18 protein-coding genes and 7 tRNA genes are annotated in these 21,157 nt (G+C 69.7%); 11 read left to right on the top strand and 14 right to left on the bottom strand.

The window, feature by feature from the left end; all coding sequences use genetic code 11:
- Positions 1–4: 4 nt before the first annotated feature.
- The 3 genes from LWF15_RS18100 to fgd all read left to right on the top strand — a co-directional run bounded on the left by LWF15_RS18100 (position 5) and on the right by fgd (position 2,440).
- Positions 5–694 (top strand): TSUP family transporter, encoded by a 690-nt coding sequence (locus LWF15_RS18100; RefSeq protein WP_232812025.1) that lies wholly within the window; start codon positions 5–7, stop codon positions 692–694.
- Between the two features lie 75 nt (positions 695–769).
- Positions 770–1,366, top strand: a complete 597-nt coding sequence (locus tag LWF15_RS18105; RefSeq protein WP_232812026.1) for a PH domain-containing protein — start codon at positions 770–772, stop codon at positions 1,364–1,366.
- An 81-nt stretch (positions 1,367–1,447) separates the two neighbouring features.
- Positions 1,448–2,440, top strand: coding sequence for a glucose-6-phosphate dehydrogenase (coenzyme-F420) (gene fgd, locus LWF15_RS18110; RefSeq protein WP_232812027.1), 993 nt, complete (start codon positions 1,448–1,450; stop codon positions 2,438–2,440).
- An 84-nt stretch (positions 2,441–2,524) separates the two neighbouring features.
- Here fgd and LWF15_RS18115 read toward each other — a convergent pair whose 3' ends face one another.
- Entirely contained in the window at positions 2,525–2,860 is a 336-nt protein-coding gene (locus LWF15_RS18115; protein ID WP_269810414.1) for a hypothetical protein, read from the bottom strand.
- 281 nt (positions 2,861–3,141) lie between these two features.
- On the opposite strand from LWF15_RS18115, the gene LWF15_RS18120 reads away from it, so the two are divergent.
- A complete protein-coding gene (locus LWF15_RS18120; protein WP_232812029.1) occupies positions 3,142–3,798 on the top strand; it encodes a hypothetical protein in 657 nt (218 codons plus the stop codon).
- Positions 3,799–3,859: 61 nt separating this feature from the next.
- On the opposite strand, the gene LWF15_RS18125 is transcribed toward LWF15_RS18120, so the two are convergent.
- Positions 3,860–5,341 carry an MDR family MFS transporter gene (locus tag LWF15_RS18125; RefSeq protein WP_232812030.1) on the bottom strand — a complete coding sequence of 494 codons (1,482 nt, stop codon included), beginning with the start codon at positions 5,339–5,341 and terminating at the stop codon, positions 3,860–3,862.
- A 98-nt stretch (positions 5,342–5,439) separates the two neighbouring features.
- On the opposite strand from LWF15_RS18125, the gene LWF15_RS18130 reads away from it, so the two are divergent.
- Positions 5,440–6,090: a TetR family transcriptional regulator gene (locus LWF15_RS18130; RefSeq protein WP_232812031.1), complete on the top strand. Its 651-nt coding sequence runs from the start codon at positions 5,440–5,442 to the stop codon at positions 6,088–6,090.
- An 11-nt stretch (positions 6,091–6,101) separates the two neighbouring features.
- Positions 6,102–7,397 (top strand): aspartate aminotransferase family protein, encoded by a 1,296-nt coding sequence (locus LWF15_RS18135; RefSeq protein WP_352396611.1) that lies wholly within the window; start codon positions 6,102–6,104, stop codon positions 7,395–7,397.
- Here the strand turns inward: LWF15_RS18135 and LWF15_RS18140 are convergent.
- On the bottom strand, positions 7,381–9,462 hold the full coding sequence (locus tag LWF15_RS18140; protein WP_232812033.1) for a sigma-70 family RNA polymerase sigma factor: 2,082 nt from the start codon (positions 9,460–9,462) through the stop codon (positions 7,381–7,383). The two genes, LWF15_RS18135 and LWF15_RS18140, sit on opposite strands and share 17 nt — an antisense overlap.
- Before the next feature lie 196 nt (positions 9,463–9,658).
- Here LWF15_RS18140 and LWF15_RS18145 point away from each other — a divergent pair, with 196 nt between their 5' ends.
- The gene (locus LWF15_RS18145; protein ID WP_232812034.1) at positions 9,659–12,157 is read left to right on the top strand and encodes a pectinesterase family protein; all 2,499 of its coding nucleotides are present in this window, start codon (positions 9,659–9,661) and stop codon (positions 12,155–12,157) included.
- A gap of 22 nt (positions 12,158–12,179) precedes the next feature.
- On the opposite strand, the gene LWF15_RS37630 is transcribed toward LWF15_RS18145, so the two are convergent.
- The 11 genes from LWF15_RS37630 to LWF15_RS18200 form a co-directional block, all read right to left on the bottom strand.
- Positions 12,180–13,568 (bottom strand): sensor histidine kinase, encoded by a 1,389-nt coding sequence (locus tag LWF15_RS37630; RefSeq protein ID WP_232812035.1) that lies wholly within the window; start codon positions 13,566–13,568, stop codon positions 12,180–12,182.
- The gene (locus LWF15_RS18155) at positions 13,565–14,266 is read right to left on the bottom strand and encodes a response regulator transcription factor (RefSeq protein WP_232812036.1); all 702 of its coding nucleotides are present in this window, start codon (positions 14,264–14,266) and stop codon (positions 13,565–13,567) included. Before LWF15_RS18155 ends, LWF15_RS37630 begins: the two co-directional genes overlap by 4 nt.
- A gap of 216 nt (positions 14,267–14,482) precedes the next feature.
- Positions 14,483–14,557, bottom strand: a tRNA-Val gene (locus tag LWF15_RS18160).
- An 18-nt stretch (positions 14,558–14,575) separates the two neighbouring features.
- Positions 14,576–14,646 (bottom strand) — tRNA-Cys (locus LWF15_RS18165).
- A 36-nt stretch (positions 14,647–14,682) separates the two neighbouring features.
- Positions 14,683–14,755, bottom strand: a tRNA-Gly gene (locus tag LWF15_RS18170).
- Positions 14,756–14,862: 107 nt separating this feature from the next.
- A complete protein-coding gene (locus LWF15_RS18175) occupies positions 14,863–15,099 on the bottom strand; it encodes a hypothetical protein (protein WP_232812037.1) in 237 nt (78 codons plus the stop codon).
- Positions 15,096–15,233 (bottom strand): hypothetical protein, encoded by a 138-nt coding sequence (locus LWF15_RS18180; protein WP_232812038.1) that lies wholly within the window; start codon positions 15,231–15,233, stop codon positions 15,096–15,098. Before LWF15_RS18180 ends, LWF15_RS18175 begins: the two co-directional genes overlap by 4 nt.
- 74 nt (positions 15,234–15,307) lie before the next feature.
- A tRNA-Val gene (locus LWF15_RS18185) sits at positions 15,308–15,382 on the bottom strand.
- A gap of 28 nt (positions 15,383–15,410) precedes the next feature.
- Positions 15,411–15,481: transfer RNA gene (locus LWF15_RS18190), tRNA-Cys, on the bottom strand.
- A 46-nt stretch (positions 15,482–15,527) separates the two neighbouring features.
- Positions 15,528–15,600: transfer RNA gene (locus LWF15_RS18195), tRNA-Gly, on the bottom strand.
- Positions 15,601–15,990: 390 nt separating this feature from the next.
- A complete protein-coding gene (locus LWF15_RS18200; protein ID WP_231446700.1) occupies positions 15,991–16,401 on the bottom strand; it encodes an SsgA family sporulation/cell division regulator in 411 nt (136 codons plus the stop codon).
- 261 nt (positions 16,402–16,662) lie between these two features.
- Here LWF15_RS18200 and LWF15_RS18205 point away from each other — a divergent pair, with 261 nt between their 5' ends.
- From LWF15_RS18205 to LWF15_RS18225, 4 genes are all read left to right on the top strand, one after another.
- Entirely contained in the window at positions 16,663–17,136 is a 474-nt protein-coding gene (locus LWF15_RS18205; RefSeq protein WP_232812039.1) for a PGPGW domain-containing protein, read from the top strand.
- A gap of 151 nt (positions 17,137–17,287) precedes the next feature.
- Positions 17,288–17,359 (top strand) — tRNA-Val (locus LWF15_RS18210).
- A 111-nt stretch (positions 17,360–17,470) separates the two neighbouring features.
- Entirely contained in the window at positions 17,471–20,197 is a 2,727-nt protein-coding gene (locus LWF15_RS36545; protein ID WP_269810364.1) for a helix-turn-helix transcriptional regulator, read from the top strand.
- Between the two features lie 105 nt (positions 20,198–20,302).
- Positions 20,303–21,127 (top strand): alpha/beta fold hydrolase, encoded by an 825-nt coding sequence (locus LWF15_RS18225; protein ID WP_232812040.1) that lies wholly within the window; start codon positions 20,303–20,305, stop codon positions 21,125–21,127.
- Positions 21,128–21,157: the final 30 nt, after the last annotated feature.

The following is a 21,157-nucleotide window of genomic DNA, read 5'->3' on the forward strand; positions in this document are numbered from 1 at the left end:
CCTGGTGGTCGCGCTCGGAGCGGTCTGCCAGGTGCTGTCCGGTGTGGGGTTCGCCCTGGTGGTCTCACCGTTGGTGATGCTCACCCTGGGGCACGAGGCCGGGTTGCGCACGGTGCTGATCCTGTCGGCGGTGCTCAACCTGTCGGTGATCGCGCGGATGCCGGGCCAGGTGCGCCGGCCCGACGTGGTGCGCCTGCTGGTCCCCGCGGCGCTCGTGATCCCGCCGATGCTGCTGCTCAGCGACCTGTTGCGGGGCACTGCGCTCAATCTGGTGGCGGGCCTGTCGATCCTCGCGGCCACCGCGGTGAGCATCGCCGGCCGGCCGCTGCCATTCTTCGAGCGTCCGGGCGGGGCGGTGGTGGCCGGGGGAGTCAGTGGCGCGCTGAACGTCCTGGCCGGTGCTTCGGGCCCGCCCGTGGCGCTTTTCGCGATGAGCCGGGGCTGGCCGCCGGCCCAGATGAGCGCCACTCTGCAGGCCTTCGGGCTGCCGCTGAACGTGCTCACCCTGATCGCCGTCGGCCTGCCGAGCGGTTCGGAGTGGGCCGAGATGGGCGGCGCCGGCCTGGGCCTGGTCGTCGGGATGGCGTTGTCGCTGCCGTTCGTGCACCGGGTCTCGCCGGTGCTGGTGCGGCGGGTCACCCTCGGCATCGCCGTTCTCGGTGGTCTGACCCTGCTCGGGGCCGCCTGGCCGTGAGGCCGCTGTCAGCAACATGTACTCGTGTTGCAACAGGGGGTGATTTATCCCCTTGGGAAACCTAGGGTCCGCGGTATGGCTGGGCATTCTGAGCGGCACGGTCCGGGGGTTCCCAAGGAGCTCGACCGGTACCTGGTCCCGAGCGAGCAGGTCGTCTTCCTCCTGCGCCGGCACTGGGTCGTCCTGGCCGAGCCGTTCCTCACCACCCTGCTCGGGCTGATCGTGCTGGCCACGATCAGCTCCCAGGTCGGCGACTCCGTCGAGACCGCGTTCACCCTGCTCTGGCTGCTGCTGCTGTCCCGCCTGATCATCGTGGCCTGGGAGTGGTGGCTGGAGCTGGTGGTGGCCACCGACAAGCGGCTGATGCTGGTGCACGGGGTGATCACCCGCAAGGTCGACATCATGCCGATGAGCAAGGTCACCGACATGCGTTACGACCGTACGGTCACCGGGCAGATCCTCGGCTACGGCAAGTTCGTGATGGAGTCGGCCGGTCAGGACCAGGCGCTGGGCACGATCAACTACATCCCCGACTCCGACCTGCACTACCAGCAGATCTCGCAGCTGATCTTCGCCCCGGGCGAGCCCCGGCTGGTGCAGCGCTCCGGCGGGGGCAGCTCGCGGGTGCCGGTCAGCGAGCCGGAACAGGCCTGGTGGCGCCGCAAGGCCTGAGCCGCCCCCCGCGCTTGAGGGTCCTGTCCACGCGATCTAGGTTGGCTGTGGACGGTTGCCGAGAGAACAGTGGGGTCGAACGTGAAGCTCGGGTACAAGGCGTCGGCAGAGCAGTTCGCCCCGGCCGAGCTGGCGGACTTCGCCGTTCAGGCCGAGGACCAGGGCCTGGACTCGGTCTGGATCTCCGACCACTTCCAGCCGTGGCGCCACGTCGACGGGCACGCCCCGTCCGCGCTGGTCTGGCTGCCCTGGGTGGCTGCCCGGACCTCGCGGGTGCAGCTGGGCACGAGCGTGCTCACGCCCACGCTGCGCTACAACCCGGCGGTGATCGCCCAGGCGTTCGCCACCCTGGGGTGCCTGGCCCCCGGGCGGGTGATCCTCGGGATCGGCGCCGGTGAGGCGCTGAACGAGACGGCCGTGGGGGTGCCCTTCCCCGAGCCCAAGGAACGCTTCGCCCGGCTGCGCGAGGCGGTCCGCCTGATCCGTCAGCTCTGGCAGGAAGAGCGGGTCACCTTCGAGGGCGACTTCTACCGGCTGCACGACGCGACCGTGTACGACCGTCCCGAGCAGCCGGTGCCGATCTACATCGCCGGCGGCGGGCCCGGGGTCACCAAGTACGCGGGCCGCGCCGGCGACGGGTACATCTGCACCTCGGGCAAGGGCATGGACCTGTACGAGGAGACGCTGCTGCCCGCCCTGCGCGAGGGGCTGGAGGCCTCCGGGCGCACCGAGGCGGACATCGACCGGACCATCGAGATCAAGCTGTCGTTCGACGAGGACCCGGCCCGCGCGCTGGAGAACACCCGCTTCTGGGCCCCGCTGTCGCTCTCGCCGGAGCAGAAGGCCTCGGTGCACGACCCGGTGGAGATGGCCCGGCTGGCCGACGAGCTGCCGATCGAGCAGGTGGCCAGGCGCTGGATCGTGGCTTCCGACCCGGAGCAGGTGGTCGCGGCGGTGAAGAACTACACCGAGGCCGGTTTCACCCACCTGGTGTTCCACGCTCCGGGCAACGACCAGTCCCGGTTCCTCACCCAGTTCACCCAGGACGTCGTTCCCCTGCTGCGCAAGCTCTGACAACAACTGAACCGACAATGGACGGCCGCGGCGCCCTGGTAGGTACCGCGGCCGTCCATTGTCGGTTCAGTTACGTGAGAGTGCTCAGATCTCCATCGTGCGCTCGAGGTTGGCCAGCTTGTGCCGGGCCATCGCCAGGTTCGAGCGCTGCTTGTCCAGGGCCAGGTAGAGGAACAGGCCGGTGCCGGACTTGTCGGTGATAAGGCGGATCAGGTGGTACTGGGTGTCGAGGGTGATCAGGATGTCCTCGATGTTCTCGCGCAGCCGCAGCGCGTCCATGGTGCGCAGCTTGGCCCGCACGACCTCGGTGTTGCCGGCCGCGGCGACCTCGAGGTTCAGCGTGTTGCCACCGGCCTGGCCGAGGGTCATGCCGCTGGTGTGGTCCACGAGCGCGACGCCGATGGCGCCGTCGATCTGCATGGCTTCCTTGAGGACGGTGTCGATGTTGGACACGTGATTTCCTTCCGGCCTACGTCGGCGGGCTCGTGGAGCTGGGAGGTGCCCCGGTTCTGGGGGCACCCAGCCGATCGGGGACGGCTGCGAGACGCTCTCGACATGTTTCCTCGGCAGTCTCCGGGGGCTCCTGATGGGCTGTTCGGGGTAACGGCCACCTGGCATTCGTCGCTCGAATCGTTCGAACATCTGTTCGAACTGGAGTAGAATATGGGTAGGTTGTGACGCTTCAGCGGCAGGAGTCGCAGATGTCCGAGATCAAGACCTCCCTTCCGTCGATCATCCAGTTCATCAGCACGCCCGGGGCCCGGCGGGGGCGCGTTCCGGTGCAGTTGCGGGCGATGTACGAAGACCCCACCCGTCATCCCTGGCGCTACTACGACCCGATCGTCACGGCCGTGGTCAACGGCCTGCGCGGCGACCGGTTGCGCACCGAGCTCGACCTGGCGGTGGCCCGGTCCGAGGAGCGGGAAGAGTCCGACCGGCGCTGCCGGGGGCAGTCGGTGCACTACGCGGAGATCCGGGCCGGCATGCTCAGTATCCGCCGAAGGGTCGGGCCGGTGCGGGTCTTCGGTGCCCCGTCGGGTGTTTGGCAGCATCGTGACCTGCGGGTCAACGTCGCCCCGCACCTGATCGTCGAGCGCCGGGGCGGCGTGCAGGAGGCCTGGTTCCTGCACCTCAAGGCCACCCGGCTCAGCCAGGCCACGGCCGACGGTGCCCTGGTCATCATGGGCGAGGCGCTGCGCTCGGTGGGCTGCGAGGCCACTCCCCGCATCGTCGACGTGCGTTCCGGTACGGTCGGTTTCGCGCTCAGCCGCAATCGCGACGTGCGCATGCTGACGGCCTACGCCCGGTCCGAGGCCGAGGCCTTCGCCCGGCTGTGGGAGGCCAAGGCCGCCGCCTGAGCACGAGAGAGCCCGAGCTGGAAGCGATTTCCAGCTCGGGCTCTCTCGTGGTGCCTCGGGATCAGACCAGGTCCTGCTCCACCACCTGATCGACCACCACCGGCTTGGGCCTGCGCACGAACAGGGCCAGCAGCACCGCCGCCGCCGAGATGATCCCGCCCCACATCAGGGCCGCGTGCACCCCGTCGGCCACGCTGGTCAGCGGGTCCACGCCGTCGTCCAGCGCGGCCGTCGAGGTACGGGTCATCACCGTCACGAACAGCGCCGTGCCGGCCGCGCCGGCCACCTGCTGCACCGTGCCCACGATCGCGCTGCCGTGCGAGTAGAGCGCGTGCGGCAGCGAACCCAGGGCACTGGTCAGCAACGGCGTGAACATCAGGGCCAGACCGACACTCAGCACCACGTGGGCGGCGATCACCGAACCCCGCCCGGTGCCGATGTCGAACGTGGTCATGCCCCACAGGGCGACGCAGGCCACCAGGGCGCCGGGCGCGACCAGCGGGCGCGGGCCGTAGCGGTCGAACAGCAGGCCCACCACCGGCGCCAGCAGACCCATCACCAGACCGCCCGGCAGCAGGATCAGGCCGGTGGCCAGGGTGGAGAGGCCGAGCGCGGTCTGCAGGTAGATCGGCAGCAGGATCAGCGTGCCGAACAGGGCCATCATGCTCACCGCGACCAGCAGCACGGCGATCGAGAAGGTCGGCGTGGCGAACGCCCGCAGGTCCAGCAGGGCCCGTGTCTTGAGGCTGAGCTGTCGCTGCACGAACGCCGCCAGCGCCAGGGCGCCCATCACCAGCGGGATCCAGGGCGCCACCGGGGTGTGGCCCGCGGCCGACTCGCCGATACTGCTCAGGCCGTAGATCAGGCCACCGAAGGCGAGCGCCGACAGCACCACCGAGACCACGTCGAGCGGGGAGGCCTTCGGGTCGGTCACGTTGCGCACCAGCGCCGCACCCACCGCCAGGGCGAGCACCGCGATCGGCATCACCAGCCAGAACATCCAGCGCCAGGTGAGCTGGTCGAGCACCACGCCGGAGATGGTCGGGCCGACGGCCGGGGCCACCGAGATCACGATCGAGACCACGCCCATCATCTGCCCGCGCTTGTGCGGGCTGACCACGTTCAGGATGGTGGTCATCAGCAGCGGCATCATCAGTGCGGTGCCGACGGCCTGGACCACCCGGCCGGCCACCAGCACGCCGAACACCGGGGCCAGGGCGCAGATCAGCGTGCCCAGGGTGAAACTGCCCATCGCCACGACGAAGACGGTGCGCAGCGGCAGCCGGGTCAGCAGCCAGCCGCTGATCGGGATCACGATCGCCATGGTCAGCAGGAACGCGGTGGTCAGCCACTGGGCGGTGGTGGCCGGGACGCTGAACTCCAGCATCAGGTCGGGCAGCGCGACGCCCATGATCGTCTCGTTCAGGATGACCACGAACGCGGCGCCGGTGAGGAGGGCGATCAGAGGCCCGGTGCGCACGCCCGCCGGGGCGCTCACCTCGCCTGTCCCCGTCGGTGTGCTGGTGGTCGACTCGGTGCTCAAACCCGGACCCTTCGTCTCTTACCCGATGCGGCTGTCAGCCAGTATGGCAGTGGCTGCCAACGCGGCACAGGGTGAAGTCATTCCTCTAGGATCGGACCGTGTCGAACGACCACGGGGAAGAACTGACGCCGCTGCGCGACCGGCGGCGGGCGCAGACCGAGCAGGAGATCGCCGAGGCGGCTCTGACGCTCTTCGAGAAGCAGGGCATCGACGGCACCACCGTCGACGAGATCGCGCGGCTGGCAGGGGTCTCGCCGCGCACCTTCTTCCGCTACTTCGCCACCAAGGAGCGGGCCGCCCTGGTCCCGCACCGCGACCTGGAGAACCGGGTCGAGGAGATGGTCTCGACGATGCAGCCGGACGAACCGCTGCTGCCCCAGCTCGAGGCGGTCTGGACGGAGGTGCTGCAGGCCTTCGACAACGGCCGCAGCGAGCCCGGCCGTCAGCTGCTGCGGGTGCGCCGGCTGATGCGCGCGGAGCCCGCGCTGCGCTCGGCCGCCCTGAGCCTGGACGAGGAGCGGCTGCAGGCCCTGGTCGCCCGCCTCACCGCGCTCACCGGCAGCGCCGACGAGCTGGCCGCACGGGTGCTGGTGGAGAACGCCGGGGCCACCGTCCGGGTGGCCCTCGACACCTGGGCCGAGGCGATCGAGGCCGGACGGCCGGTCGACCTGCTGCAGACCTACCGGCGCTGCCGCGCTGTGATGCACGACGCGGTCTCTGCCCAGCGGGTCGGTCAGCTGTCACGCTGATCGGTGTGGAGATCACCGACGAGCAGTTCTGGGACCGGGCCGGGCGTCACCTGATCCGCTACGGCGGCAGCTTCACCCCGCGGATCATCGAGCGCGCGAAGGGGTCCCACGTCTGGGACTCCGAGGGCCGGCGCATCCTCGACTTCACCTCCGGGCAGATGAGCGCGGTGCTGGGGCACGCCCACCCGGACGTGGTGCAGGCGGTCGCCCAGGCGGCCGGCGAGCTGGCCCACCTCTACTCCGGCATGCTCAGCCGGCCGGTCGTCCGGTTCGGCGAACGACTGGCCGCCACGCTGCCCGATCCGCTGGAGCGGGTGCTGCTGCTGACCACCGGCGCGGAGTCGAACGAGGCCGCGATCAAGATGGCCAAGCTCAGCACCGGCCGCTACGAGGTGGTCTCGTTCGACCGGTCCTGGCACGGGATGACCTCGGGGGCCTCGGCCGCCACCTACTCGGCCGGTCGTCGCGGCTACGGCCCGGCGGTCCCGGGCAACCTCACCCTGCCCACCCCGAACGCCTACCGTTCACCGTTCCGCCGGGCCGACGGCTCCTACGACTGGGAGACCGAGCTGGCCTACGGATTCGGCCTGGTCGACCAGCAGAGCTCGGGCTCGCTCGCGGCCTGCCTGATCGAGCCGATCCTCTCCTCGGGCGGCATCATCGAGCTGCCGCCGGGCTACCTGGCCCGGCTCCGGCAGTACTGCGACGAGCGCGGCATGCTGCTGGTCCTCGACGAGGCGCAGACCGGGCTGGGCCGCACCGGCACGATGTACGCCTTCGAGCGCGACGGGGTGACGCCCGACATCATCACCCTCTCCAAGACCCTCGGCGCCGGTCTGCCGGTGGCCGCGGTGGTCACCTCGGCCGCCGTCGAGGAGACCTGTCACGAGCGCGGTTTCCTGTTCTACACCACGCACGTCTCGGACCCGCTGGCCGCCACCGTGGCCCTCGCCGTGATGGACGTGATCGAGCGGGAAGGGCTGGTGGCCCGGTCGGCCGCGCTCGGGAAGGTGCTCGGCGAGCGGCTTCTCGGCCTGCAGGAGCGCTACGAGCAGGTGGGTGACGTGCGCGGGCGCGGCCTGCTGCAGGGTCTGGAGCTGGTCACCGACAAGCGCAGCAAGGCCCCGGCCGACCGGCTCGGCGCCGCCGTGACCGAGGCGTGCCTGGAGGGTGGGCTGCACATGAACATCGTCCAGCTGCCGGGCATGGGCGGGATCTTCCGGATCGCGCCTCCGCTCACCATAGACGAGACCGATCTGCACGACGGCGTCGACATCCTCGAGAACGCCCTCAGGAAGGTGATCTGAGCTGCAGGAAGCGAGTGGTGGGCAGACCGCCGTCCTTGCTCCGGGCCCCTTCCGCCGTGCTCGGGTCGACCTCGACGAAGACGGACGGGTCGGCGTCCCAGAGATTTTCGGTCTCCTCGGCGGTGGGGGAGAGGGCCGCGTCGTCCTGGTTGCCCGCCGCCACGTTGTCACTCAGCCGGGCGGCGGCGGTGGGCAGGTAGAAGCCGGTGACGTCGTTGCCGAACGCGACATTGCCGGTGAGGGCGGCCGGGCCGGTGTTGCCCTCCTCGTTGAACCCGATCCCGGAGTTCTCCCAGGCGGCGTTGTCGGTGAGCACGTGGGCCACGGCCAGGGTGGTGCCGCCCCCGCCGAAGGTGAAACCGTTGCCGTTGCGGTAGGACCAGCTCCCGCGCACCGTGACCGGGTCGGCGAACCCGCCGAGATCCACGCCGTCCGCCTGGTTCCCGGCCGCGCGTACGCCGCGGATCAGGTTGCCCTCACCGCTGCCGAACATGATGCCGAGGCCCGAGCCGTTGTTCAGGAAGTCGCTGTCGAGGATGCGGTTGCCGGAGGTGTTCTCGCCGCGCAGCATCAGCCCGGAGGACCCGTTGTCCCGGCTCACCAGACGGCGGAAGTCGTTCTGCTGACAGGAGTCGCACACGTAGGCGTGAGTCGGGGCGTTGCGCAGTTCGAGTGAGCGCACCGTCCAGAAGCTGCCGGTCTGCGTGATGCCCCACTTGTCCGGCGGGATGGCTGCGAAGTCGATGACCGGGCGCTCGTTCCGGTAGCCGCTGAGCGTGATCCGCCGGCCCTCGGCGCCGGAGACCTCGATGCCGACCGGTTCGGACGGGCGGTAGGTGCCGCCTCGCAGAGCGATCGTCTGCCCGGCCTGGACCTCGGAGACCGCCTTGCCCAGAGTGGCGAACGGCTCGTCGAGGGTGCCGTTCCCGTCGTCCGACCCGTTCGGGGCGACGTAGTAGTCGGCGGCAGCCACCCCGGCGTAGACCGGCGGTTTGCGCTTGGTCGGCTTCGGAGACGGTGCCACGCTGGTGGAAACCGCATCCGGCGTTGGGGTCACAACTATGGACGAGGGTTGCGGACTCGGAGCCGGAGCGGCACTTCGGGTGGGTGGCGGGCTTTCGGGGGAGCTGCTCCACAACGGGTAGGTGACCCCGCCCAGGGTGACTGCCGCGGCCGTGCCCACGATCGCAGCCTTGCCGGTGAAGCTGTGCAGGACAGCAGAAACTGGACCCAGCGAGGAGACCTCGGCGCCGGTGGACAGGATGCCGCCGACCTTGGCCACCAGCGCGGCCGGCACCGCCACCAGGGCGACGCCCTGCAGCAGGGCCTCGGGCCGCACCAGGTCCTGCCCATGACGGCGGCACTGCGGGCAGTCCCGGGTGTGCCGGGACAGGCGCTTGCGCCAGCGCGAGTCGACCTGCCCGTTCCAGCCCTTCACCAGCTTGTCCAGCTCCGGGCAGCGCGGCTGCGCGGAGAGGGCGCGCATCACCGCCCGGGAACCGTCCAGCCGCTCGCGCATCCGCTGCAGCCGGACGGCGGCCTGCTGCGGCGTGGTCTCCAGCGCCGTGGCCACCTCGGGCCGGCTCAGCTCGCCGGCCGCCTCCTGCCACCAGAGCGAGAAGAGCTGCCGGTCGCCCGGTTCCAGCCAGCGGGCGGCCCGGGTCAGTTCCCGCCGCTGGTCGTTCAGGGCGAGTTCGGTCACCGTGCGCTCGGCGAAGTCGGCCTGCGGGTCGGCAATGTCGGAGAAGTCGGGATCGGGGGCGGCCGACGCGCGCGGCCGGGAGCGGTAGCGCCGGCGGTAGTGCTCCTGCAGCCGACGGTAGGCGATGGTCACCGCCCACGAGCGGAACCGGCCCGGCTCCCGCAGGGCGGGCAGACCGCGGATGATCCCGACCATGGTGTCCTGCACCAGGTCGTCCACCTCGCTGTCGCCGTTCAGGGCGCGGCCGACGACGTTGTAGATCAGCGGCAGGCAGGTCCCGACCAGTTCGTCCAGCGCCGCCCGGTCACCGGCCTGGGCCAGCCGCACCAGCTCGGAACTCTCGGTGCCGACCCCTGCGTCCATGATTGGTGCCCTCCGACCGGCCTTTTCGGCGGCGCCGATCCTGACACAGCCGATCCGCCGGGAGCAAACCACAACTCGTCCACCATTGGTTGCCCGAAGTAGTTCTTCGGATTTCTGTTATCGCCCTCTCGGGACCGCGACTACTCCTACGCCGGGACGATCACCACCGGTTCCATCCCGAGAGGACATCCCTGTCATGCCCGCACTCCGGCAGTCGCTGAAGCGACTGCGAAAGCGCCACACCCTCCTGACCGCAGGCCTGGCCACGGTCGGGGCGGCCGTGCTGATCGGCAGCCAGATGCTGCCCTCGAACGCCGCGAACCCGACCGCCGGCGGCACCTATGCGCTGGTCAACGCCAAGAGCTCGATGTGCGTCGACGTGCCCGGGGCCTCCTCGACGGCCGGCACCCAGCTCCAGCAGTGGGGGTGCAGCGCGGGCACCTGGCAGCAGTTCAGGCTCACCGACCGCGGCTCCTCCCAGTACTGGCTGCAGAACGTCAGCAGCGGCCAGTGCATCGACGTCCCGGGCGGGGCGAAGACCGCCGGCCTGCGGCTTCAGCAGTGGGGCTGCGCCTCCGGCCAGTCCAACCAGCTCTGGACCACGAAGGCCAGCGGCGACGGGTACCAGCTGGTCAACGTGGGCTCCGGACTCTGCATCAGCGTCAAGGACGGCTCGACCGCCTCCGCGGCCGCCGTGGTCCAGGACACCTGCACCACGAACAACCGCATGCAGTGGACGCTCAAGGCGGCCGGCGGCACCACCACCCCGACCCCGGGCACCACCACGTCCGCCCCTTCCACCGGCAACGGCACCGGTAGCGGCACCGCCACCGTGGCCGCCGACGGCAGCGGCAAGTACAAGACCGTTCAGGCCGCGATCAACGCGGTCAGCACCGGCAACAAGAGCCGGGTCACCATCACGATCAAGCCGGGCACCTACCGCGAGATCGTCACCGTGCCCAAGGACAAGCCGTTCGTCTCGCTGGCCGGCACCGGGGCCTCGGCCAAGGACGTGGTGATCGTCAACAACCACCACGCCGGCGCCTACGGCACCAGCGGCAGCGCCACCGTGTTCGTCAACGGCGCCGACTTCACCGCCGCGAACCTGACCTTCTCCAACGACTTCGACGAGACCTCGACCGCCGACGGGCACCAGGCGGTCGCGCTCAACGTGAACGCCGACCGGGCCGCATTCAGCAACGTCCGGGTGCTCGGTGACCAGGACACCCTGCTGATCAACTCGGGCCGCTCGTACTTCGCCAAGTCGTACGTCGAGGGCACCGTCGACTTCATCTTCGGCGGCGGCACCGCGGTCTTCGACGCCTCGGACATCTACGAGAAGCGTTCCACCGGAGGCCCGCTCACCGCGGCGAAGACGGATGCCGCGAACAAGTACGGCTTCCTGATCCACAAGTCCAAGATCACCGGCGCCACGAACAACACCACTACTTTCGGACGTCCGTGGGGCCCGGCCGGTCAGGTCCTGGTTCGCGAGTCGAGCCTTTCGGCGACCATCAAGACGGCGCAGCCGTGGACCGACATGTCCGGCAACACCTGGCAGAAGGCCCGGTTCCACGAGTACAGGAACACCGGCGCCGGGGCCACCACCAACAGCAACCGCCCGCAGCTGAGTGACAGCCAGGCGGCCGACTACACCCCGCAGAAGTACCTGGCCGGCTCCGACGGCTGGAGCCCGGTGGGCAAGGCCGTCCCGACCGCTTCGGCGGCCACCAGCACGACCACCAGCACGACCACCACCAGCACGACCAAGGCGACCACCTCGTCCTCGGCCGGGAAGACCTGGTCCAACACGGCCGACGGCTTCGCCTCGACCGACGGCGGCACCACCGGTGGCGCCGCGGGCAAGACCGTGACCGTGAGCAGCTACGCCGACCTGGTGAAGTACGCCACCTCGGCCGACCCGTACGTGGTGAAGATCGCGGCCACGGTGAAGGTTCCGACCTACGGCTACGAGATCCCGGTCACCTCGAACAAGACCCTGATCGGGGTCGGCACCAAGGGCAAGATCCTCAACGGCGGGATCATCCTGAAGGCCGGCGTGAAGAACGTGATCGTGCGCAACCTCACCATCGGCGAGACCGAGATGGCCCAGGACGACCCGGACGACAAGGACTACGACTACGACGGCATCCAGATGGACACCGCCGACCACGTCTGGATCGACCACAACGACATCACCAAGGTCAACGACGGCGCGATCGACAGCCGTAAGGACACCAGCCACCTGACCGTCTCGTGGAACAAGCTGGGCGGGCACAACAAGAACTTCGGGATCGGCTGGACCGAGAACGTCACCGCCCGGATCACGATCCACCACAACTGGCTCTTCGACGTGAACCAGCGCAACCCCAGCGTGGACAACGTGCAGTACGCCCACCTCTACAACAACTACCTGCAGAACGTGAAGTCGTACGGCAACAACGCCCGCGGGAAGACCAAGATGGTGGTGGAGAACAGCTACTTCGAGAAGGTCAACAACCCGTACTACGCCGGCGACAGCACCGCCTCGGTCAGCGCGAGCGGCAACGTCTGCTCCAGCTGCACCGGCAAGCAGCAGACCGTCGGCACCACGTTCAAGCCGGGTGACTTCTACAAGTACACGCTCGACGCCGCCAAGGACGTGCCCGCGCTGGTGAAGACCTACGCAGGCCCGCAGGCGAACATCGGGCAGTAGGAGCCCAGTTCAGGAGCCCAGTTCAGGCGGCCGGGAGACAGAGGCTGACGGTGGTGCCCCGGCCCACCTCGGACTCCACCGTCACCCGGCCGCCGTGGGCCTTCACGATGGCCTGGACGATGGCCAGCCCCAGCCCCGACCCTCCGTAGTCGCGGCTGCGGCTGGCCTCGGCCCGCCAGAACCGGTCGAACAGCCGCGGCAGGTCGGCGGCCGGGATGCCGGTGCCGTTGTCGCTCACGTCCACCCGGACCTGCCCGGCCTCCTGCTTCAGGGTCAGCCGGACACGGGTGCCATCAGGATTGTGCTGCACGGCATTTCCCACCAGGTTGCGCAGGACCTGTTGCAGCCGGGCGGCATCGCCCCGGGCGGGCAGCTGATCCGGCGCCTCGAAGGCGATGTCGAGGCCCGGGTGGATCACCTGGGCGTCCTCCACCACACTCTCGGTCAGCCGGGCCAGGTCGACCGGCGCCGACTCCAGCGGACGGCCGGTGTCCAGCCGGGCGAGCAGGCCGAGTTCCTCCACCAGCAGCCGGATCCGGCCCACCTCGTCCTCGATCCGGGCGATCGCCTGCTCCAGGTCCTCCTCCCGCAGCCCGCCCTGCCGGTACAGCTCCAGCCAGCCGGAGACGGTGGCGATCGGGGTGCGCAGTTCGTGCGAGGCGTCGGCGGCGAAGGTGCGGGCCCGGTCCTCCGCGGCGGCCTGGGCGTCGAAGGCCCGGTTCACCGCCCGGGCGAGCACGTCGGTCTCCTGGTTGCGGTCCGAGACCGGCAGCCGCTCGTCGCGGGACCCGCTGGCGATCGCGTCGGCGGCCTGGGCCATCCGGGTCAGCGGGCGCAGGCCCACCCGCAGAACGACCAGGGCCAGGGCCATCAGGACGACCATGGCGACCAGCGCGATCGCCACCAGCACGCGGATGAAGTCGTTGACCGTGTCCTGGTCGATGTCGGCGTCGTTCACCAGGACCAACTCGGCGATGTCGGCCTGGATCCCGTCGTCGAGGCCGTTGATCTGCATCTGAGGCGTGAGGATCCGGACCGCCGCGACGTCGTTGTGGGCCACCATGATCTCGCCCGGTGCGGCGCCGGCGGCCAGCCCGGCCAGCTCGCTCTCCCGGCCCTTGGCGCTCCCGATGGCGAACACGGGCTCGCCGCCGGGGGCGAAGCCCATCATGCCCAGCGGCGGGCCGAGGAGGGTCTCGAACTGGTTGGCGTTGATCGTCTGCGGCCCGGAGGCGACCAGCACCCGCACCCGCTGCTCGTCCTGGCGCAGCTTGTCCACCGACCGGTCGAACACGTAGTCGTTGACCAGGTAGGCGGTGATCGAGCCGCTGGCGCCCAGGGCCAGGGCGAACAGCAGCAGGAAGCCGAGCAGCAGGCGGGCCCGGATGCCCAGCCGGAACCACCGGATCACGGTTCGTGCCGCAACGCGTAGCCCACACCGCGCACGGTGTGGATCAGCGGTACCTCACCGTCGTCCACCTTGCGGCGCAGGTTGGAGATGAACCGCTCGACCACCACCGAGTCGCCGCCGAAGTCGTACTGCCACACCGCCTCGAGGATCTGCGTCTTGGACAGCACCTGCCCGGGATGGGTGATCAGCAGGTGCAGCAGCTTGAACTCGGTGGGGGAGAGCCGGACCGGCCGCTCGCCGCGCCGGACCTCGTGGCGCTTCGGGTCGAGCGAGAGGTCGTGGAAGGTCAGGGCGGAGCCGGCCGGCACCGCGGTGCCGCGGGCCCGGCGCAGCAGGGCCTCGAGCCGGGCCCCGATCTCGACCACGCTGAACGGCTTGACCACGTAGTCGTCACCGCCGAGCTGCAGGCCGCGCACCCGGTCCTCGACCGAGTCGCGGGCGGTGAGGAACAGCACGGGTACCCCGATCGAGCGCGAGCGCAGCATCGAGACCACGTCGAAGCCGGTGCCGCCGGGCAGCATGACGTCGAGCACGATCACGTCGGGCAGCCGGGCCTGGACCCGTTCCAGGGCCTGCGGGATGTCGGCCGCCACCTCCACCTCGAACCCGGCGAAGGTGAGGGCGGACTCCAGCAACCCCCGGATGCCGGGATCGTCGTCGACCACCAGAACGCGGTCGGGTTGCTCGGGGGCGACCATCAGTGGGTACCTCGGTCTCTCTGTTTTCCTGGGCGGGACCGTTCCAGCCTGGGGCCGCGGATTGACGGTGACCCGCCGCCGTCTTGACGGCTTCTTGAAGGGTGGTGCCGACGACGCGCGGGACCTACCGGGCGGGCCGCCAAAAGCGAGAAGCCAGATCAGACACGCGGTCTGATCTGGCTTGTCTGATCTGGCTTGTCTGATCTGGCTGGCAGATGGTGGGCGATACTGGGATTGAACCAGTGACCTCTTCCGTGTCAAGGAAGCGCTCTCCCACTGAGCTAATCGCCCTCGTGCACGAGGTGCTCGAGGTGGAGACGGGATTTGAACCCGTGTAGACGGATTTGCAGTCCGTTGCCTCGCCTCTCGGCCACTCCACCGTGAGGCTCAGGTGAAACTACAGAGCCTATTTATCGAGCGGACGACGAGATTCGAACTCGCGACCCTCACCTTGGCAAGGTGATGCTCTACCAACTGAGCCACGTCCGCATGCTCCTGGCGTTCGGTCTGGCCTTTCGGCCGTCCCTCCCGTTCGGTGCCCCATAAACTTAGCAGAAGTTCGGGGCCCTCCTGACCACCCGGCGATCAGGTCCAGTTCAGGTCCGGATCAGGTCCTGGTCAGGGGTTGCGGCGGCCCGCAGCAGTGCCGTGGTGCCGGCCAGGGCGAAGACCCCGACCGTGGCCGGGATCAGGCTCATCAGCGTCCCGAACCCGGCCAGGAGGCCCAGCATGGTGAGCATGGTGGGGCCGAGCAGCGACTCGTCGTTGGCGAGCCCCAGCAGGAACGGCGGGATCACCATCAGGACGACGCCGATGGCAGCCAGGCCGGTCACCAGACGGCGCCGTGCGGGTGAGGGGGACAGCCGGGCGACAAGCGGTGCAGGATCAGGGCGGTCAGCAGCAGGGCCGGGCCCACGCAGGCGATGTTCCGGGCCACGGCACTGTCCGGATCGATCAGCGGGAACACCACGGCGGCGGTGGCGGTGCCACCGCCAGGGCAAAACAGGAAAGCCAGGTCAGTTTCATCTGACCTGGCTTTGGTGGTGGGCGATACTGGGATTGAACCAGTGACCTCTTCCGTGTCAAGGAAGCGCTCTCCCACTGAGCTAATCGCCCTCAGCTACACAGTGAGATCCTGTGTCGGAGGTGGAGACGGGATTTGAACCCGTGTAGACGGATTTGCAGTCCGTTGCCTCGCCTCTCGGCCACTCCACCGTGAGGCTCAGGTACAACCTACGTACTACTCAAAGAGCCCTTATCGAGCGGACGACGAGATTCGAACTCGCGACCCTCACCTTGGCAAGGTGATGCTCTACCAACTGAGCCACGTCCGCATGCTCCTGGCGGTCGGACCGGCCTCTCGGCCGTCCCTCTCGTTCGGTGCATGAGTAAGTTAGCCGAACAGCTGCCGGGAAGTCCAACCGGAAGCGTCCGGACCATGAACATCCTGGTCAGACCCCAGTTGAGCGCTGTCGGCGTACTACCAAAGCGGTACGCCGTCGCCCCCGGAGTCATCCTCCGGGAGGCAGCCAGGGCGGGGTTTCGCTTCCTACGATCGTGATCACTGGTTCCGGCGCTCCCGGGAGGAGCCGCGGGGACGGTCCGGCGGCCTCAACGGGGGAGAGGTCACCGGACCGTCGTCCAGGGGTGCAGAACGAGGAGGTGCGGATCTTGGTGGTGCGGGTGGAGCTGGGAGCGACGACCGGGGATCGCGCGAGGGTGGATCAGGTCAGCAGCCGGGCGACGGCGGCGTCGAGATCCAGGTACAGGCTCTCCTCACCGTCGGGCACCACGGCGGCGGTGCGGTCGAGGAAGGTGCGGACGTCGTCCGCGCCGGCCTCCAGAACGGCCTGGCCGTCGGGCGAGGTCAGGCTGATCATCACCAGTTCACGGCCGGTGCCCCAGGAGGGCCAGACATGAACGTCACCGTCGCCGATCGGCGTGGTGAGGCCGGTGCGGAGCAGGTCGCGGGCGAAGACCCACTCGACCTCCATGCCGTCACCGGAGAACACGGCCCGGACTGCATACGGGTCGGACGCGCCGTACCGCAGGCTGACCGGCAGGGGCACGGCATCGGCGTCTGCGACCACAAGACGCAGCTGAACGGACGCCTCAACGTCTACTTGCGGCTGCATCGATCTCCCTCATCTTCGCCCCGGTGGTTCCGCGGAACTCTTGGTCACGCGTCACCGTTTCGGGGGGCACACAGGTGGCTTACAGCGGCATCTTTCCCTGCCGGACCCGAACTGAAACCAGCCAACCGGGTGGTGATCTCAATAAGTATCTGTCGATCTTGATACCACAGGGTGTTTCGATCACCCTCCGCAGTCAAAGCTTCGTTCTAGGTCAGGAGATCAAGGGTCATGGGACCAGCTGGTGACGGATCGCTGAAGGTCATGGACAAAGTCGAGGAAGCCCGACATGACCAGCGAGAAAGTGATGAGTCAGAACGCGGTTCGCGGCGCTGGGCCCGTCGGGCGGTCCGCTGGCGGGAGTCGGTCCGCAGCTGTCCGTCCACTAACCGTCTGTATCGCCTCGCGGTAGGTCTTCTGGGCGGCGCAATTGTTGTGGTCGGTCTTGCCCTGGTGCCGCTTCCCGGACCCGGCTGGGTGATCGTCTTCGTCGGATTAGCCGCTCTTGCCACCGAATTCGTATGGGCTGCCCGTTTGGAGCAATTCGCCCGGAAACAGGTGAGTGTCTGGACGATCTGGATCCTGGCCCAGCCGCTCTATGTCCGCGCGGCGGTGGCGCTGGGCACGTCCGCCCTGGCGGTCGCCTGCTTCTGGATCACCTTCCTGGTGATCGGAGTGCCCGGCTGGGTCCCGGCCGACCTGATCCCCGCCTGGACGGGTCTGGAGTCCAGGCGCTGAGCAAGGCCGTACGCCGCTCTGGCGGCCGCCCCCGAAGACTCCGGCCCGGCGTTCCGTGGGCCGGCCGAAGAGCCGATTGGGATGTTCGGGGGAAGGTTCGCTACAGTTCTACTCGTTCGGTTCGCCGCTACGGCGCAACCGGGCAAGATTCGGGCGATTAGCTCAGCGGTAGAGCACTGCCTTCACACGGCAGGGGTCACTGGTTCGAACCCAGTATCGCCCACCCGAAAAGTTTTACCTTGCAGGCCCGGTCCCCAGGGGGGAACCGGGCCTCTGCTTTGTCACCCACCCAATGCCGCACTTTTGCCGCCTTCGGCTGCCTAAGATCCGTTTCATGATCGAAGTGCTCGGGCGTGAGGTGGAAGCTCAGCAGATCGGTAAGACCCTGGGGCACGCCCGGCACGGCCGGGGTGGGGCGTTGCTGGTGGTGGGGGAGCCCGGGATCGGCAAGACCACCCTGCTGCGGTCGTCCACCACCGGCGCCGGTGAGGACACCGGGCCCGCGGGGATGCGGCGGATCCAGGTCGACGGTTTCGAGGCCGAGGCGCAGATGCCCTTCGCCGCGGTGCAGCGCCTGGTCATGCCGCTGCGCGACTACCTTCCGGCGCTGCCCGAGCGGCACCTGCGGGCGCTGGAGGTGGCCTCCGGCCGGGCGGCCGGCCCGCCACCCGACCGGTTCCTGATCGGCCTGGGCGTGCTGGGCCTGCTGGCCGCGGCCGGATCCCAACGGCCGGTGCTGTGCGCGATCGACGACGCGCACCTGTTCGACCCGGAGAGCCTGGACGCGCTGGCCTTCGTGGCCCGGCGGCTGGAGGCGGAGTCGGTGGCCGTGGTGTTCGCTGCTCGCCCGGACGACAACGTGGACGCCCACATGGCCGGTGTGCTCCGGCTCCCGCCCGGGGGTCTGAGCCTGGAGCACTCGGTACGCCTGCTCGCCCGGTCCGTGGCGGAGCCGATCGACCCGGCCGTGGGGGCGCAGATCGCGGTGGCCACGGGCGGGAACCCGCTCGCGCTCACCGATCTGGCGCGTGAGCTGACGGTGCGGCAGCTGACCGAGTCCAGTCTGGGCGACCAGCCCTTCCCGGTCGGGCGCCGCCTGGAGTCGTTCTACGTGCGGCAGATCCGGGCCCTGGGTAACGAGGTGCAGGAGTGGCTCCTGGTGGCCGCGGCCGACGCCACCGGCGACCTGGCGCTGATCTCGGAGGCGGCGGCCAAGCTCGGGCTGCCCGAGTCGGCGGCCGACGGGGCGGAGGAGGCCGGCCTGGTCGAACTCGCCGCGCAGGTGCGGTTCCGGCATCCGCTGGTGCGCTCGGCCGCCTACAACGCTGCGGCCGGCCGGATCCGGCGCCGGGTGCATCACGCGCTGTCGGAGGTGGCCGACTCGATGGGCCGCGCCGACCTGGAGGCCTGGCACGCGGCCAAGGCCACGCTGGGCACCGACGAGGCGGTGGCGGCGCGCCTGGAGAAGGCCGCCGACCGGGCCGGTGAACGAGGCGGGTTCACCTCCCAGGCCGGTGTCCTGGCCCAGGCGGCCTCGCTCACCCCACCGGGGCCGGGCCGGTACCGGCGGCTGGTCGCGGCGGCCGAGGCAGCCCTCGCCGCAGGTACCGCGCAGCTGGCCAAGGACCTGTTCGACGACGTCGACGAGGACGAACTGGACGACGTCACCCGCGGGCGTCTGCTGTCCCTGCGCACCCAGTGGGCCCTGTTCACCGCCGATCCCTCGCTCACCCGGATCGGCGCCGACCTGGTGGAGGCGGCCGACCTCTTCCACGGCCACGACGACGAGCTCGAGCAGACCGCGCTGATCCGGGCCTGGGAACTCTCCCTGCCCGCGGAGAGACTGGCCACCGGCATCGACTGGGGCGAGCTGGGGCGCCGGATGGACGCGGCGGCCCGGCACCGGTCCGGTCCGGCGGCAGTTATGCTGCGAGCGCTCAGCGATCATCTGCTGCTGCCCTTCGACCAGGCCGTGCCCGCGATCCGCCGGGCCCTGGACATGCTCGGCGAACTGCCGCTGGAGCAGATGCTGGAGTTCGGTCAGAGCAGCGCGGCGCTCGCCTCGGCGCTGTGGGACGAGCAGCGCCGGCAGCACTGCCTGGACCGCTGGGTGCAGGCGGCCCGTGACGCCGGGTCCCTGCAGCAGCTCGACTCCGCGCTGTGGGTCCAGTCGCTGACCGAGGCGCAGATGGGTAGTCCGCGGACCGCGGCCGGATACATGGAGCAGGTCCGTGAGCTGCGTCGGGCCATCGGCTACGAGGCCGAGCACGTGGTCAACGTCTCGCTGCTGGCCTGGAACGGGGTGCCCCGTGAACAGGTGGTGGCGATGGCCGAGGGAGCTCGGGCGGCCGGCTTCGGTGGGGTGCACTCGGCGGCGGTCGCGGCGCTCGCGATGGTCGACCTGGCCTGCTCGCGCTACCAGGAGGCCCACGACCTCCTGGCCCCGATCGTCGACGTGCCCTTCTTCCACACCACCCCCCTGGCCTACCCCGACTTCGTCGAGGCGTGCGTACGTACCGGACGCACCGACCGGGCCACCGACGTCCTCAAACTGATGGAAGCCCGGGCCACCGCCTGCGCAACGCCGTGGGCGGTCGGGGTCGCGGCCCGCTCCCGGGCCCTGGTGACCGGCCGGCAGGTCGACTACCTCAAGGCCATCGAGGCGCTGGAGAGCGCCTCGATGAACACCGAACTGGGACGGGCGCACCTGCTTTACGGGGAATGGCTGCGCCGGACCAGACGCCGGCGTCTGGCCCGGGAGCACCTGCACGAGGCGACCGAGCTGTTCGCCCGATCGGGGGCGGACGTCTTCGCCGAGCGGGCGAACGGCGAGCTGGAGGCGATGGGCGAGGCCCGCACCCCCACGAGCCCGAGCGGCACGCCCGCCCTGACCCCGCAGGAGGCCACGGTGGCGCGACTGGCCGCGAGCGGCCGGACCAACGCCGAGATCGCCGCGACGATGTTCCTGAGTACCAACACGGTCGACTACCACCTCCGGAAAGTCTTCTCCAAGCTGGGCATCTCCTCGCGCCGGCAGCTGGCCGACCGGCTCGGCCAGTGATCACTACGAGGATCACGTGGTCCGCGGCGGCGGGGCGGCGGTGAGGCTCTAGGAGACAGAACTCCCCCACAGGAGCCCGCTCTCACTGAGACCCGGAGGCGCCCCATGCCCTTCGTCACCGCCGACGACGGAGCCGAGATCTTCTACAAGGACTGGGGGACCAGCGGTACCCCGGTCGTCCTGAGCCACGGCTGGCCGCTCAACTCCGACGCCTGGGAGGCCACCGCGCGCTTCCTGGCCGAGAACGGCCACCGGGCGATCGCCCACGACCGGCGTGGGCACGGCCGCTCCAGCCAGACCTGGCACGGCAACGAGATGGACACCTACGCCGACGACCTGGCCGCCCTGCTCGACACCCTCGACCTCGAGGACGTCACCCTGGTCGGGCACTCCACCGGCGGCGGGGAGGTCGTGCACTACGTCGGGCGGCACGGGACCGCCCGGGTGGCCAAGGTGGTGCTGGTCTCGGCGGTACCTCCGCTGATGCTGCGTCAGGACGACAACCCCGAGGGCCTGCCGATCGAGATCTTCGACGGTCTGCGCGCGGGGGAGGCGGCCGACCGCTCCCAGCTCTACCGCGACCTGGCCGACGGCCCGTTCTTCGGGCACAACCGTAAACAGGATGTGCCGCAGGGTTTCCGCGACGCGTTCTGGCTGCAGAGCATGGCCTGCGGGCACCGTGCGGCCTACGAGTGCATCGCCGCCTTCTCGGCCACCGACTTCCGCCCCGACCTGGCCAAGGTCGACGTGCCCACGCTGGTGGTGCACGGCGACGACGACCAGATCGTGCCGTTCGAGGTCGGGGGCAAGCGCTCCGCCGACCTGGTCGAGGGGGCGGTGCTCAAGGTCTACGAGGGCAGCGGCCACGCCCTGCCCGACACCGACCGGGACCGGCTGCACGCCGATCTGCTCGCCTTCATCGATGCCTGAAAACACTGAATTCCTGAGAACCCCGAAAAC

Origin of the sequence: Kineosporia rhizophila, from assembly GCF_021277265.1 — a bacterium.
In the GTDB taxonomy this organism is placed as follows: Bacteria; Actinomycetota; Actinomycetes; order Actinomycetales; family Kineosporiaceae; genus Kineosporia; species Kineosporia rhizophila.

Excerpts from the sequence above, each read along its gene's own strand:
- LWF15_RS18105 (WP_232812026.1), top strand. The coding sequence starts at position 770 with ATGGCTGGGCATTCTGAGCGGCACGGTCCGGGGGTTCCCAAGGAGCTC.
- LWF15_RS18115 (WP_269810414.1), bottom strand. The coding sequence starts at position 2,860 with ATGCAGATCGACGGCGCCATCGGCGTCGCGCTCGTGGACCACACCAGC.
- LWF15_RS18120 (WP_232812029.1), top strand. The coding sequence starts at position 3,142 with ATGTCCGAGATCAAGACCTCCCTTCCGTCGATCATCCAGTTCATCAGC.
- LWF15_RS18140 (WP_232812033.1), bottom strand. The coding sequence starts at position 9,462 with ATGGACGCAGGGGTCGGCACCGAGAGTTCCGAGCTGGTGCGGCTGGCC.
- LWF15_RS18145 (WP_232812034.1), top strand. The coding sequence starts at position 9,659 with ATGCCCGCACTCCGGCAGTCGCTGAAGCGACTGCGAAAGCGCCACACC.
- LWF15_RS18155 (WP_232812036.1), bottom strand. The coding sequence starts at position 14,266 with ATGGTCGCCCCCGAGCAACCCGACCGCGTTCTGGTGGTCGACGACGAT.
- LWF15_RS18200 (WP_231446700.1), bottom strand. The coding sequence starts at position 16,401 with ATGCAGCCGCAAGTAGACGTTGAGGCGTCCGTTCAGCTGCGTCTTGTG.
- LWF15_RS18205 (WP_232812039.1), top strand. The coding sequence starts at position 16,663 with ATGGACAAAGTCGAGGAAGCCCGACATGACCAGCGAGAAAGTGATGAG.
- LWF15_RS36545 (WP_269810364.1), top strand. The coding sequence starts at position 17,471 with ATGATCGAAGTGCTCGGGCGTGAGGTGGAAGCTCAGCAGATCGGTAAG.
- LWF15_RS18225 (WP_232812040.1), top strand. The coding sequence starts at position 20,303 with ATGCCCTTCGTCACCGCCGACGACGGAGCCGAGATCTTCTACAAGGAC.